This window comes from Pseudomonas sp. BIGb0381 (assembly GCF_024809815.1).
Taxonomy (GTDB): domain Bacteria; phylum Pseudomonadota; class Gammaproteobacteria; order Pseudomonadales; family Pseudomonadaceae; genus Aquipseudomonas.
Genome location: NZ_JANUEN010000018.1, coordinates 49529 through 63710, shown reverse-complemented (window position 1 = coordinate 63710; position 14182 = coordinate 49529). Strand labels below are relative to the sequence as shown.

13 protein-coding genes are annotated in these 14182 nt (G+C 62.7%); 9 read left to right on the top strand and 4 right to left on the bottom strand.

Features of this window, described 5'->3' with window-relative positions:
- The first annotated feature begins 2 nt into the window (after window positions 1-2).
- The 6 genes from araD1 to araH are packed head-to-tail and all read left to right on the top strand — an operon-like array spanning window position 3 to window position 6982.
- Window positions 3-995 carry an AraD1 family protein gene (gene araD1 / locus M2397_RS29080; protein ID WP_184746019.1) on the top strand — a complete coding sequence of 331 codons (993 nt, stop codon included), beginning with the start codon at window positions 3-5 and terminating at the stop codon, window positions 993-995.
- A 10-nt stretch (window positions 996-1005) separates the two neighbouring features.
- The gene (locus M2397_RS29075; protein WP_167654893.1) at window positions 1006-2586 is read left to right on the top strand and encodes an aldehyde dehydrogenase (NADP(+)); all 1581 of its coding nucleotides are present in this window, start codon (window positions 1006-1008) and stop codon (window positions 2584-2586) included.
- Between the two features lie 19 nt (window positions 2587-2605).
- Window positions 2606-3469 (top strand): SMP-30/gluconolactonase/LRE family protein, encoded by an 864-nt coding sequence (locus M2397_RS29070; protein WP_259244925.1) that lies wholly within the window; start codon window positions 2606-2608, stop codon window positions 3467-3469.
- Window positions 3470-3500: 31 nt separating this feature from the next.
- Window positions 3501-4505: a substrate-binding domain-containing protein gene (locus M2397_RS29065; RefSeq protein ID WP_090405878.1), complete on the top strand. Its 1005-nt coding sequence runs from the start codon at window positions 3501-3503 to the stop codon at window positions 4503-4505.
- Window positions 4502-6004: an L-arabinose ABC transporter ATP-binding protein AraG gene (araG, locus tag M2397_RS29060; RefSeq protein WP_259244924.1), complete on the top strand. Its 1503-nt coding sequence runs from the start codon at window positions 4502-4504 to the stop codon at window positions 6002-6004. The genes M2397_RS29065 and araG overlap by 4 nt, the downstream gene beginning before the upstream one ends.
- A gap of 9 nt (window positions 6005-6013) precedes the next feature.
- Complete coding sequence (gene araH / locus M2397_RS29055) at window positions 6014-6982, top strand: L-arabinose ABC transporter permease AraH (RefSeq protein WP_131700749.1); 969 nt, start codon at window positions 6014-6016, stop codon at window positions 6980-6982.
- Between the two features lie 125 nt (window positions 6983-7107).
- On the opposite strand, the gene M2397_RS29050 is transcribed toward araH, so the two are convergent.
- Window positions 7108-8256, bottom strand: a complete 1149-nt coding sequence (locus M2397_RS29050) for an aldose epimerase family protein (RefSeq protein WP_131700750.1) — start codon at window positions 8254-8256, stop codon at window positions 7108-7110.
- Between the two features lie 136 nt (window positions 8257-8392).
- On the opposite strand from M2397_RS29050, the gene M2397_RS29045 reads away from it, so the two are divergent.
- Window positions 8393-9160 carry an SDR family NAD(P)-dependent oxidoreductase gene (locus M2397_RS29045; RefSeq protein ID WP_131700751.1) on the top strand — a complete coding sequence of 256 codons (768 nt, stop codon included), beginning with the start codon at window positions 8393-8395 and terminating at the stop codon, window positions 9158-9160.
- A 138-nt stretch (window positions 9161-9298) separates the two neighbouring features.
- Here M2397_RS29045 and M2397_RS29040 read toward each other — a convergent pair whose 3' ends face one another.
- Window positions 9299-9895 (bottom strand): glutathione S-transferase family protein, encoded by a 597-nt coding sequence (locus M2397_RS29040; protein WP_259244923.1) that lies wholly within the window; start codon window positions 9893-9895, stop codon window positions 9299-9301.
- Between the two features lie 113 nt (window positions 9896-10008).
- Window positions 10009-10971 carry an AraC family transcriptional regulator gene (locus M2397_RS29035; protein ID WP_131700768.1) on the bottom strand — a complete coding sequence of 321 codons (963 nt, stop codon included), beginning with the start codon at window positions 10969-10971 and terminating at the stop codon, window positions 10009-10011.
- 100 nt (window positions 10972-11071) lie between these two features.
- On the opposite strand from M2397_RS29035, the gene M2397_RS29030 reads away from it, so the two are divergent.
- Together M2397_RS29030 and yghU are read left to right on the top strand one after the other, a co-directional pair.
- Window positions 11072-12307 carry an MFS transporter gene (locus tag M2397_RS29030; protein ID WP_259244922.1) on the top strand — a complete coding sequence of 412 codons (1236 nt, stop codon included), beginning with the start codon at window positions 11072-11074 and terminating at the stop codon, window positions 12305-12307.
- Between the two features lie 46 nt (window positions 12308-12353).
- Entirely contained in the window at window positions 12354-13181 is an 828-nt protein-coding gene (yghU, locus tag M2397_RS29025; protein ID WP_131700753.1) for a glutathione-dependent disulfide-bond oxidoreductase, read from the top strand.
- A gap of 68 nt (window positions 13182-13249) precedes the next feature.
- Here the strand turns inward: yghU and M2397_RS29020 are convergent, their stop codons facing one another.
- Window positions 13250-14176 (bottom strand): sugar ABC transporter substrate-binding protein, encoded by a 927-nt coding sequence (locus tag M2397_RS29020; protein ID WP_053139452.1) that lies wholly within the window; start codon window positions 14174-14176, stop codon window positions 13250-13252.
- Between the last annotated feature and the right edge of the window lie 6 nt (window positions 14177-14182).

Here is a 14182-nt window from a genome sequence, read left to right as displayed (position 1 = left end):
TCATGCGTTTAGTTCAGTTCGAGTCAAGCAACGGTGAACGCCGGGTCGGCGTTGTAGAAGGCGCCACAGTGCGCGAAGTGCTTACCGCGCGCAGCGTGCGCGAACTGGCGCTGGCTGCCATCGAGGCGGGCGTCAAGTTGCAGCAGCAGGTCGAGAGCCTGGGCCTGGGCGACAGCCATGACTACGCCGCGCTGCTGGCCGACCTGAAGATTTTGCCGCCGTTGGATCACCCGGACCCGGCCCATATGCTCATCAGCGGTACCGGCCTGACCCACCTGGGCAGCGCCTCGGCGCGGGACAAAATGCACCAGCAGGCCGGCGATGAGAGCACCTTGACCGACACCATGCGCATCTTCAAATGGGGCGTGGAGGGCGGCAAGCCCGCTGCCGGCCAGGCCGGCGTACAACCGGAATGGTTCTACAAGGGCGACGGCAGCATCGTCGTGCGCCCAGGCGAAGCCTTCCCGGTGCCACCGTTTGCCGAAGACGCCGGTGAAGAACCGGAAATCGGCGGCCTGTATGTGATCGGCCCGGACAGCAAGCCCTATCGCCTGGGGTTTGCAGTGGGCAACGAGTTCTCCGACCACATCATGGAGCGCAAGAACTACCTGTACCTGGCCCATTCCAAGCTGCGCAGTTGCAGCTACGGTCCCGAGCTGCGCGTGGGCGAGTTGCCCCAGCACCTGGCCGGCACCAGCCGCATCCTGCGTAACGGCGAGGAAATCTGGCGGAACGAATTCCTCAGTGGCGAGGCCAATATGTGCCACAGCCTGGAAAACCTCGAGTACCACCACTTCAAATACCGCCAGTTCCTCAAGCCGGGCGATGTGCACATTCACTTCTTCGGCACCGCCACGCTGTCATTCGCCGATGGTATACGTACCCAACCGGGCGATGTGTTCGAGATCAGCCAGGCCGAGTTCGGCGCGCCGTTGGTCAATGGCGTCGGCAGCAGCGATGCGGCATTTGAACCCGGCCAAGTCACCCCCCTTTAAGGAGATCAACATGACCCAGTTCCTCGGCCACAACTTCATCGGCGGCCAGCGCAGCGCCAACGGCAGCATCAAGCTGCAGAGCGTCGATGCCAGCACGGGCGAGACCTTGCCGCAGGATTTCTACCAGGCCACGCCGGAAGAGGTCGATGCCGCCGCCAAGGCCGCCGCCGCGGCGTATCCGGCTTATCGCGCGTTGAGTGCCGCGCGCCGTGCGCAGTTCCTGGACGCGATAGCCGACGAGCTGGATGCCCTGAGCGATAACTTCATCGAGCTGGTCTGCCGTGAAACCGCGCTGCCCGCCGCACGTATCAAAGGCGAGCGTGGGCGTACCAGCGGCCAGATGCGCCTGTTCGCCACGGTGCTGCGTCGCGGTGATTTCTACGGCGCGCGCATCGACAAGGCGTTACCCGATCGCCAGCCGCTGCCACGCCCGGACCTGCGCCAATACCGCATCGGCCTGGGCCCGGTGGCCGTGTTTGGCGCGAGCAACTTCCCCCTGGCGTTTTCCACCGCAGGCGGCGATACCGCAGCGGCGCTGGCGGCCGGTTGCCCGGTGGTGTTCAAGGCCCACAGCGGGCATATGGCCACGGCTGAACAGGTGGCCAGTGCAATCATTCGCGCGGCAGAAGCGACCGAGATGCCGGCGGGTGTGTTCAATATGATCTTTGGTGGCGGCGTCGGCGAGGCGCTGGTCAAGCACCCCGCGATCCAGGCGGTGGGCTTTACCGGCTCGCTCAAGGGCGGTCGCGCCTTGTGCGACATGGCCGCGGCACGCCCGCAGCCGATCCCGGTGTTTGCCGAGATGTCGAGCATCAACCCGGTGATCGTGCTGCCCCAGGCCCTGCAAGCGCGAGCGGAAACCGTCGCACGGGATCTGACCGCGTCGGTGGTGCAAGGCTGCGGCCAGTTCTGCACCAACCCTGGCCTGGTGATCGGTATCGCGTCGCCGCAGTTCACCGCGTTTACCCAGCAGGTCGCTCAACTGATTGGCGAGCAACCGGCGCAAACCATGCTCAATGCCGGCACCCTGAGCAGCTACGGCAAAGGCCTGGAAAAACTCCTGGCTCACTCGGGTATTCAGCATTTGGCCGGTAGCACCCAGGCGGGCAATCAGGCGCAACCGCAGCTGTTCAAGGCGGATGTACGCTTGCTGATCGAGGGCGATGAAGTGCTGCAGGAAGAAGTCTTCGGCCCTACCACGGTGTTTGTCGAAGTTGCTGATCAAGCCCAACTCAGCGCCGCCTTGCACGGCCTGCACGGACAGCTCACCGCGACGATCATTGGCGAACCGGCAGACTTTCAAGAGTTCGCCGAACTTACGCCGCTGCTGGAACAGAAAGTCGGGCGCATCCTGCTCAACGGCTACCCGACCGGCGTCGAAGTCTGCGACTCGATGGTGCATGGCGGTCCGTATCCGGCGACGTCGGATGCCCGTGGCACCTCGGTCGGCACCTTGGCCATCGACCGTTTCCTGCGTCCGGTGTGCTTCCAGAACTACCCTGACAGCTTGCTGCCCGACGCGTTGAAAAACGCCAACCCGTTGCGCATCCAGCGCCTGGTGGATGGCACGCCATCCCGCGACTCGCTGTAAACACTCATCAGGAGGCGTCATGTCGTGTACCGCTGTCACTGAGCATCGTGCGCAACTGGGGGAAGGCCCGTTCTGGGATGTGCCGACCCAGGCGCTGTACTGGGTCAATATCGCCGGCAAACAGGCACTGCGCCTGATGGGCGGGCAGTTGCAGATCTGGCAGTTGCCCGAGCACGTTTCGGCGTTTATCCCGTGTGAAAGCGGTGATGCGCTGGTGACCTTGAGCAGCGGTGTCTACCGCCTGGACCTGGCCACCGAAGCCCTCACCCTGCTCTGCGTGGCCGACTCGCAGCCGGGCAACCGTGGCAATGAAGCACGCTGCGATGCCCAGGGCCGCCTGTGGCTGGGCACCATGCAGAACAATATCGGCGAACACGGCGAAGACCTGCCGATCACGCGGCGCTCCGGCGGCCTGTTTCGCATCGATGCGGATGCACAGGTCACGCCGTTGCTCCACGGCCTGGGCATTCCCAACACCTTGCTGTGGAGCGAGGACGGCCGCCAGGTGCATTTCGGTGACAGCCTGGACGCCACGCTCTACCAGTATTCGATCCAGGCCGACGGTCAACTCCAGCCGCCAACCGTGTGGTTCGGCCCGCACGCGCGCGGCGGGCCGGATGGCTCGGCCATGGACACTCAAGGCTACCTCTGGAACGCCCGTTGGGACGGCAGTTGCCTGCTGCGCCTGACGCCCGAGGGGGAGGTGGACCGCATTATCGAGTTGCCCGTGAGTCGCCCCACCAGTTGCGTATTCGGTGGCCCCCACCTCACCACCTTGTATATCACCAGCGCCGCCAGTCCATTGGATCACCCTTTGGACGGCGCGGTGCTGGCCATCGAAGTCGATGTACCCGGCATGCCTTGCCATCGCTTTGCCGGTTAATGCCTAAAAACAACAACAAGGAGTCACCCGTATGAATCGTCGTCGTGGTATCCGTTCCCTGTGCTGCGCCGCTGTGGCGGTCTCGGCCATGAGCTTGAGCGGGCTGTTGCTGGCCGCTGAAGAAGTGAAAATCGGTTTCCTGGTCAAGCAGGCCGAGGAACCGTGGTTCCAGACCGAATGGGCCTTTGCCGAAAAAGCCGGCAAGGAACATGGCTTTACCGTGATCAAGATCGCCGTGCCCGATGGCGAGAAAACCCTCTCGGCCATCGACAGCCTGGCCGCCAACGGCGCCAAGGGCTTTGTGATCTGCCCGCCGGATGTGTCCCTGGGCCCGGCCATCGTCGCCAAGGCCAAGGCCAACGGCTTGAAAGTGATTGCCGTGGATGACCGCTTTGTCGACGCCAAGGGCAACTTCATGGAGGACGTGCCGTACCTGGGCATGGCCGCGTTTGAAGTGGGCCAGAAGCAAGGCGCGGCCATGGCTGCCGAGGCGAAAAAACGCGGTTGGGACTGGAAGGACACCTACGCGGTGATCAACACCTTCAATGAACTCGACACCGGCAAAAAACGCACCGACGGCTCGATCAAATCCCTCGAAGAAGCCGGCATTCCCAAGGACCATATCCTCACCGCCGCGCTGAAAACCCTCGATGTCCCCGGCAGCATGGACGCCACCAACTCGGCCCTGGTCAAGCTGCCCAGCGGCGCGAAAAACCTGATCATCGGCGGCATGAACGACAACACCGTGCTCGGCGGCGTGCGCGCCACCGAAAGCGCCGGTTTCGCGGCGGCCAATGTGATCGGTATCGGCATCAATGGCACCGACGCCATCGGCGAATTGAAGAAAGCCAACAGCGGCTTCTTCGGCTCGATGCTGCCAAGCCCGCACATCGAGGGCTACAACACTGCGCTGATGATGTACGAGTGGGTCACCAAGGGCACTGAGCCGCCTAAATACACGGCCATGGATGAAGTGACCTTGATCACCCGCGCCAACTTCCAGGAAGAGCTGACCAAGATCGGGCTGTGGAAATGACCGCTGCGGCCCTGCGTTTTGACGCTATCGGCAAAACCTTTCCCGGGGTCAAGGCGCTGGACGGCATCAGCTTCACCGCCCACCCGGGGCAGGTGCACGCCCTGATGGGCGAGAACGGTGCGGGCAAGTCGACGCTGCTGAAGATATTGGGCGGTGCCTATATCCCCAGCAGCGGCAGCGTGCAGATCGGCGCGCAGACCATGGCGTTCAAATGCGCCGCCGACAGCATCGCCAGCGGCGTGGCGGTGATTCACCAGGAGCTGCACTTGGTGCCGGAAATGACCGTCGCCGAAAACCTGTTCCTCGGGCATTTGCCATCGCGCTTCGGCGTGGTCAACCGGGGCCTGCTGCGCAAGCAGGCCCTGGCTTGTCTCAAGGGCCTGGCGGATGAAATCGACCCCGAGGAAAAACTCGGCCGCCTGTCCCTGGGCCAGCGCCAACTGGTGGAAATCGCCAAGGCGCTGTCCCGTGGCGCCCATGTGATCGCCTTCGACGAACCGACCAGCAGCCTGTCGGCGCGGGAGATCGACCGGTTGATGGCGATCATCACGCGCCTGCGGGACGAGGGCAAAGTGGTGCTCTACGTCTCGCACCGCATGGAAGAGGTGTTCCGCATCTGCAACGCGGTCACGGTGTTCAAGGACGGCCGCTACGTGCGCACCTTTGACGACATGAGTGCATTGACCCACGACCAGCTGGTGACCTGCATGGTCGGTCGCGACATCCAGGACATCTACGACTACCGCCCGCGCGAGCACGGCGAGGTGGCGCTCAAGGTTGACGGTTTGTTGGGCCCGGGTTTGCGTGAACCGATCAGTTTTGAGGTGCGCAAAGGCGAAATCCTTGGCCTGTTCGGTTTGGTGGGGGCAGGGCGCACGGAGTTGTTCCGTTTGCTCAGCGGTTTGGAGCGCGCCAGTGCCGGCAGCCTGGAGTTATGCGGGGAGGCCCTGCAACTGCGCTCACCCCGCGACGCCATCGCCGCCGGTGTGCTGCTGTGCCCGGAAGACCGCAAGAAGGAAGGCATCATTCCGCTGTCCAGCGTCGCCGAGAACATCAATATCAGCGCGCGTGGAGCCCACTCTTCGTTCGGCTGGCTGCTGCGCGATGGTTGGGAGAAGGGCAATGCCGACCAGCAGATCAAGGCAATGAAAGTCAAAACCCCGACCGCCGCGCAAAAGATCATGTACCTGTCCGGCGGCAACCAGCAGAAAGCCATTCTTGGCCGCTGGCTGTCGATGCCCATGAAGGTGCTGCTGCTGGATGAGCCGACGCGTGGCATCGACATCGGCGCCAAGGCCGAGATCTACCAGATTATCCATAACCTCGCGGCCCAGGGCATTGCGGTGATCGTGGTGTCCAGCGACCTCATGGAAGTGATGGGCATCTCCGACCGCATCCTGGTGCTGTGCGAAGGTGCGATGCGCGGCGAACAAACCCGTGAACACGCGACTGAATCCAACCTGCTGCAACTGGCCCTGCCGCGCGGCCTGGCGAACTGAGAGAAGACCATGACGACTCAAAACAACGCGCTGCCGACGGCACGCAAACCCCTCGATATGCGCGCACTGCTCGACAACTGGGCGATGCTGTTGGCTGCAGTGGGCATCTTTGTCCTGTGCGCCTTGCTCATCGATAACTTCCTCTCGCCGTTGAACATGCGCGGGCTGGGCCTGGCGATTTCCACGGTGGGCATCGCCGCCTGCACCATGCTGTTCTGCCTGGCGTCGGGGCACTTCGACTTGTCGGTAGGCTCGGTGATTGCCTGCGCCGGCGTGGTGGCGGCGATTGTGATGCGCGATACCGACAGCGTCATGCTGGGCATCGGCGCGGCGCTGCTGATGGGCCTGGTCGTGGGGCTGATCAACGGCATCGTGATCGCCAAGCTGAGGGTCAATGCGTTGATCACCACCTTGGCGACCATGCAGATCGTGCGCGGCCTGGCCTATATCTTTGCCGACGGCAAGGCGGTGGGGGTGTCTCAGGACCAGTTCTTTATCTTTGGCAATGGCCAGTTGTTCGGCGTGCCGGTGCCGATCCTGATCACCATCGTGTGCTTCCTGTTCTTCGGCTGGCTGCTCAACTACACCACCTACGGGCGCAACACCATGGCCATCGGCGGCAACCCGGAAGCGGCGCTGCTGGCGGGGGTGAACGTCGACCGCACCAAGATCCTGATCTTCGCCGTGCACGGTCTGATCGGTGCCTTGGCCGGGGTGATCCTCGCCTCGCGCATGACCTCGGGCCAACCGATGATCGGCCAGGGTTTCGAGCTGACGGTGATTTCTGCCTGCGTGCTGGGCGGCGTGTCGCTGAGTGGCGGCATCGGCATGATTCGCCACGTGATCGCCGGGGTGCTGATTTTGGCGATCATTGAGAACGCGATGAACCTGAAGAACATCGACACCTTCTACCAGTACGTGATCCGCGGTTCGATCCTGCTGCTGGCGGTGGTCATCGACCGCATGAAACAACGCTGAACTTCTTGTCATGTGAGGCTCAAAATGTGGGAGGGGGCTTGCCCCCGATGGCGGTGTATCAGAAGCAAATATGCAGACTGACACTCCGCAATCGGGGGCAAGCCCCCTCCCACAGTAAAGCGGTTTTAATCGGCGGTGAATTTGAAGACGGTGTTCTGGGTATACGTCTGCCCTGGATTCAAACGGGTCGAGGCAAACGTCGGTTGGTTAGGCGCATCCGGATAGTGCTGGGTCTCCAAGGTGAAACCACTCCAGTGCAGGTAGGTCTTGCCACCTTTGCCCTTCACCGAACCATCCAGGAAGTTGCTGGTATAGAACTGCACGCCCGGTTCGCTGGTGTAGAGCTGCAAGCGCCGGCCTGACGCCGGGTCATGCACCTCGGCGGCCAGTTGCTTGACGTCGCCTTTGGTGTCCAGCGCCCAGTTGAAGTCAAACCCACCCTGTTTTGGCTCGGCAAACTTGAGCTGCGGATGATCCTCCTTGATGTGCTGCCCAATCGGGGTGGGCTTGAGGAAGTCCATCGGCGTGCCCTTGACCGGTGCGAGTTCGCCGGTCGGAATCAAGGTGGCGTTCACCGGGGTGTAATGGCTGGCATGCAAGGTCGCGACTTGCTTGAGGATGTCGCCGTTACCCGCACCGGCCAGGTTGAAGTAGCTGTGGTTGGTGAGGTTGAGCACCGTCGGTTTGTCGGTGGTGGCTTTGTAGTCGATGTGCAGTTCGTTCTTGTCGTTGAGGCGGTAGGTGACTTCGGTTTTCAAGTTACCGGGAAAACCCATCTCACCGTCCTTGGACAGGTAGCTCAGCTTCACGCCGACCGAGTCCTTGTCCTTGACCGACTCGGCCTTCCACACCTGCTTGTCGAAGCCCTGGGCGCCGCCATGCAGTGAGTTGGGGCCGTCGTTGAGCGGCACCTGGAAGCGCTTGCCGTCGAGTTCAAAGGCGCCGCCGGCCAGACGATTGCCGAAGCGGCCGATGGTTGCGCCGAAAAACGCCGTACCGCTTTGATAGCCTTGCACGTCGTCAAAGCCCAGCACCACATCGTCGACCTTGCCGTTTTTGTCCGGCACTTTCAGCGATTGCAACACGCCGCCGTAGGTGATCACCGTGGCTTGCATGCCGTGACTGTTGCGCAAGATGTATTGTTCGACGGCAGTGCCGTCGTTGGTTTTACCGAAAGGTTTTTGCTCGCTGCTCAGACCGGCCGCCTGGGCGCCGCCGCTGGCGATCATCATGGACAGCGCCAGGCCGGACAGCAGGTATCGAGGGTGCTTCATGGTCGAACTTCCTTTTGTTGTTTTGAGTGGAATAGTTCTACTAATAGCGATATTTTGTCGTTGTGACAGCGAATTTATAGCCTTTTACCCCGGTTTCGTAAAATAAAATAAGACTAATTGATCGAGGCATCCTTTTATGAGTACTGAACACGCCGTTTATCCCGACCTCAAGGGCAAGACCGTATTGATTTCCGGGGGCGCCTCGGGGATCGGCGAATTCATGGTTCGGGCCTTCGCCGTGCAGGGTGCCAAGGTCGGGTTTGTGGACCGCGCGCAAAGCCAGGGTGAACGCCTGGCGGCGCTGTTGAGTTCCCAGGGGCATGCCGTGGAGTTCGTGTGTTGCGACATCACCGATGAAATCGCCTACAAGGCGGCGATAGGGCGCTTCGAGCATTCCCTGGGGCCGATCACCGTGCTGGTGAACAACGCCGCCAATGACGTGCGCCACACCCTGGAAGAAGTCGATTCGGAAACCTTCGACAAGCTGATCTCAGTCAACCTGAAGCACGCCTTCTTTGCCGCCAAGGCCGTGGTGCCGATGATGAAACGCGCCGGCAGCGGCTCGATCATCAACCTCGGCTCCGTCGGCTGGATGATGGCCTCCGCCGGCTACCCGGTGTACGCCGCCAGCAAGGCCGCCGCCCACGGCATGACTCGCGCGCTGGCACGCGAGCTGGGGCCCAACCGTATCCGTGTGAACACGCTGGTGCCGGGCTGGGTGATGACCGAAAAACAGCTGGCCATGTGGGTGGATGACGCCGCCAAGGAACTGATCAGCCGCAGCCAGTGCCTGCCCGGCAGCGTACTGCCGGAACACATCGCCAATATGGCGCTGTTTCTTGCTTCCGATGCGTCGGCGATGTGTTCGGCGCAGAACTTTATTGTGGATGGCGGCTGGGTCTGAGCCGAACACCCTCTCTCAGACAACACAGACCAATGTGGGAGGGGGCTTGCCCCCGATAGCAGTCTTTCAGTAATACATCTGCTGACTGACACACCGCCATCGGGAGCAAGCCCCCTCCCACATTTGAAACTGTGTCGCTTATTCGATGGGGTAACGCTTGAACGCCGGATGCTGCTCCAGCCTTTCGGTATGCCGTTGCAGGTTGGGAAACGCATCCGCCTTGACCACCGACGCCACGGTGAACTGGCTGAACGACCACGCCACCGCCGCCGTAATCGACGCCTGGGTCAGTGCTTCGCTGTCGCCCAGTTGCTTGTCCAGCAACCCATAGGCCGCGAGCAATTGGCCGGTCACGCGCTCAAGCCACGGTGCATGCAGTTTCTCGGCCGGGCGCAGGTTGTGTTCATAGACGATCTGCACGCTCTTCTCACAGGCTGCCAGCGCCAGTCCCAGAACGTGCAAGTCCTTGGCCAGTGCCGCCGGTTGTTGGGGCAGCAGCTTCCTGTCAGCCGGGGCCAGGGCTTCGAGGTACTCCAGGATCAGGCTGGAGTCCATCAATACCGTGCCATCGTCCAGCACCAGGGTAGGGGCCTTGACCACCGGGTTGATCTGCGCAAATTCGTTGAAGGTGCGGAACACGGACAAGGGTTCATGCACGAAATCCACCCCGTACAGGTCCAGGGAAATTGCCACGCGGCGTACGTAAGGCGAGTCCAGCATGCCGACCAGTTTCATGAAGCCTCCATTGCTATCAGGGTGATGGGCTCAAGAGATTAAGGTTACTCGGTCACCCTGCGCAATGGCCGTTACGTCTCCACCCACTGCCCAATCGGTCGGCAAGGATGTCCTCATGCCGGGCTCCTGAAGCCTTGGCGGCTGGCGCCCGGCGGTTGCCCGGTGATGCGTTTGTAGGCGCGACTGAAGGCCGCCTGGGAGGTATAGCCGAGGCGGTACGCCACTTCTTCGATGGGCAGTCGCTCAAGGGTCAGCCACTGGCTGGCGAGGCGCATGCGCAGCTCGGTCACGTAACGCAGCGGCGGTACCCCCAGGGTCGCCTGGAAACGATCCGCGAACACCGAGCGTGAGGTATGACAGTGCGCCGCCAGTTCGGCCACGCTCCAGTCGCGTCCCGGTTGCTGGTGCAGGGCGAGCAGGGCGCCGGCCAGGCGGGTGTCGCGCAACGCGGCCGCGAGGCCCGACGCATTAGCGCAGGCGCACTCGACCCAGCCCCGCACGATCATCGCCGCCACCACATCGGCCAGGCGCGCAAGGATGCCGGCATAACCGACGCGGGCGCTGGAGACTTCGCGTTCCATCACCGCCAGGATCGGCATCAAGCCGGGGTAACGCTGGCCTCCGGCGTCGATCAGCATCAAGGCCGGCATCAGGTTGCCGAGGCCCTGGATGCTGTCGAGCTCGAACTCCATGCAGGCGCTGAACAGCAGGGTGCTGGAGGGAGCAAAGGGCGAGGCATTCACCGCGCACACGGTATCGCCCAGCGGTGCAGCGTCGAAGCTGGCGATGTCCTGCACGGGATCATCCGGGTTGGACAGCAGCGCATGGGCGCCACCGTGGGCGATAAACACCGCATTGCCGGCCGACAACTCAAAGAGGCTGCCGTCGTGCAGGCGCAGGGTCGCGCAGCCGGCGGCCAGAAAATGGAAATACGCATGGCCTGGCTTGGCCGCAAAGCTGATGCCGAACACCGGCCCGGCCTGGATGCGCCGGTACTGCACGCCGCGCAGGCGCATGCTGCGCAGCAGCTCATTGATCAGCTCGGAGGACAGGGTGAATGCGTTGTCGGCTGGCATATTCGGGGTTTCGGTCAATAACTCAAGGGTTTTAATCATAGATCATCCTGATGGGCAAGCCTAGACTGGCGGTCACGTAAATGCCTGAGGATGTCCTGTGATGAATGATTGTGTGTCCCATGCCCCTGTCGATGGCAGGGCAGAACCGACCACGCCGGCCTGGATGGCGGTGTTTTCTCTGGCGATGGGCGTGTTCGGCCTGCTCACGGCGGAGTACCTGCCGGCCAGCCTGCTGACGCCGATGGCCTTGGACCTGGGCGTGTCGGAAGCGTTGGCCGGGCAAGCGGTCACGGTTACGGCGGTGGTGGCGTTGTTCGCGGGTTTGCTGGTGCCAGGCCTGACGCGCGGTATCGACCGGCGCTTGGTGCTGTTGGGGTTCTCCACGCTGATGATTGCGTCCAACCTGCTGGTGGCGTTCTCGTCCAGCCTCCTGGTGCTGTTGTTGATGCGTATCCTGCTGGGCATTGCCCTCGGCGGTTTCTGGAGCATGGCGGCGGCCGTTGCGATGCGCCTGGTACCGGCGGCATTGCTGCCGCGTGCCTTGTCGATCATCTTCAGCGGCATTGCGGTGGGTACCGTGGTCGCGGTGCCATTGGGCAGCTACCTGGGGGACCTGTATGGCTGGCGCAGTGCATTTGTGGCTGCGGCCGCCGTCGGCGTGGTGACCCTGGCCTTCCAGCTGTTCACGCTGCCGCGCCTGGCACCCAGCGGCACCGCGCGCCTGCGCACCGTGCTTGATGTACTGCTGCGCCCCGGCATTGCCATCGGCATGTTCGGCTGCGTGCTGGTGCACACCGGGCACTTCGCGCTGTTTACCTACATTCGCCCGTTTCTGGAAAGCGCCACCGGGGTCGGCCCCCAGGGGCTGGCGTTGATGCTGCTGGGGTTCGGCGCGGCGAATTTTGTCGGCACGCTGCTGGCCGGGTGGTTGCTGGTGCGCAACCCCCGGGGAACTCTGGTGTTGATGCCGGTCCTGGTGGGCGTCGCTGCGTTGGCCCTGGTGTTGCTGCCTGCGTCACTGCCGGGTCAGGCATTGCTCCTGGCGCTGTGGGGCATGGCCTTCGGCGGGGTGCCGGTGGCGTGGTCGAACTGGGTGGCCCGTGCGGTGCCGGATCAGGCCGAAAGTGCCGGTGGCATGGTGGTCGCTTCGGTGCAATCGGCCATCGCGGCGGGTGCGGCGGGCGGGGGCGCGATGTTCAGTGCCACCGGCATCGACGGGGTGTTTCTGGGCGCGGGTTGCTTGATGCTGCTGGCGGCCTTGTTGATCGCGCTGCGAGTGCAGGTGCCCCGGCACGCTGCGGCGGGGAGTGTGACGCACCACCCGTCTTTGGTTTAGTCTCAAGCGCTTCGCTGATCGCAAACGCTTCTGGAGCCGTAAGCACATGACCGAATATGTACCCCCGAAAGTCTGGACCTGGGACGCCGAAAGCGGCGGCACCTTCGCCAGCATCAACCGACCCATCGCCGGCGCCACCCATGAAAAGGAACTGCCGGTCGGCAAGCATCCGCTGCAGCTGTACTCCCTGGCCACGCCCAACGGGCAGAAGGTCACCATCCTCCTTGAAGAGCTGCTGGCCCTGGGGCACAGCGGCGCGGAGTACGACGCCTGGCTGATCAAGATCGGCGACGGCGACCAGTTCGGCAGCGGCTTTGTCGCGGTCAACCCGAACTCCAAGATCCCGGCCTTGATGGACCACAGCGGCGCCCAGCCGATTCGTGTGTTTGAATCCGGCGCGATCCTGCAGTACCTGGCCGAGAAGTTCGGCGCCTTCTTCCCCACCGAGCCTGCTGCCCGCGCGGAGTGCCTGTCGTGGTTGTTCTGGCAGATGGGCAGCGCGCCGTACCTGGGCGGTGGCTTCGGGCATTTCTATGCCTATGCGCCGAGCAAGATGGAATACCCGATCAACCGCTTTGCCATGGAAACCAAGCGCCAGTTGGATGTACTGGACCAGCGCCTGGCCGTGAGCGAATACATTGCCGGGGATGAATACACCATCGCCGACATTGCCATCTGGCCGTGGTACGGCGGGCTGGTCAAAGGCCGCTTGTATGGGGCGGCGGAGTTTCTGTCGGTGCACGAGTACAAGCACGTACAGCGCTGGGCCGACGCGATTGATGCGCGGCCTGCGGTGCAGCGTGGGCGGCGGGTGAATCGGGTGTCGGGCGAGGAACAGTTGCCCGAGCGGCATGACGCAAGTGACCTGGACTGAAGGCCTGCACTGTAAAAAATGTGGGAAGGGGCAAGCCCCTCCCACATTTGGATGTCCTTATCTTCGATTTACTTGTAGCGCTGTTCGAACACCGCCACCTGTTCCGGCTTAATGAGCTCGAACGGCACCCACACCTCCGACTCGATCGGCTCGCCCTTGATCATCTTGATCGCCGACTGCACCGCTTGCGTGGCCTGGGCCTTGGGGTCCTGGAACACCGAGGCGGTGAGCATGCCTCGCTTGATCGCCGCCAAACCGTCGGGCAAGCCGTCGATGCCAATAATCGCGATCTCACCCTTGGCCTTGCCCGACTGTTGCAAGGCCATGGCCGCGCCAATCGCCATTTCATCGTTGTTGGCGACGATGGCATCAAACTGCGTGCCCGCCAGCAGCCAGTTGCTGGTCAGGTCCATGCCCTTGCTGCGTTGCCATTCGGCGCTTTGCTGCTCGACCACCTTGATGCCGGGAAAGTCCTTGAGCACCTGCTTGGCGCCTTCGGTGCGGTCATGGGTGGCGTTCTGCGCGAGGTCGCCCATGATGATCGCCACATTGCCTTTGCCGCCGAGTTTTTCCGCGAGGTAGCGCATCTGCAATTGCCCGGCTTCGATATCGTTGGACGCCACGGTGACCACGCCCTTGGGCAAGGTGCGCTCATCCGGGTGGCGGTTGACGTACACCAGCGGCGTCTTGGCTGCCACGGCGGCGCGGGTCATGTTGGCGGTGGCGGCGGTGTCCACCGGCAGCACGATCACGGCGTCGACTTTCTGGTTGAGAAAGCCTTCGACCTGGTTGAGCTGGCGCACCACGTCGCCCTGGGCGTCTTCGAACTGGATCTGCACGTCCTGTTGTTTAGCGGCATTTTCCAGGCCGGTGCGCACGTAGGTCATGAAGTTATCGTCGACCCGCGCGATGCTCACGCCGATGCGATACGCGGCGAAGGTCCATTGGCTGAACAGCAGTAAAAACGCAGCAACAAGCAATGAATAGCGATGCATGAGGGT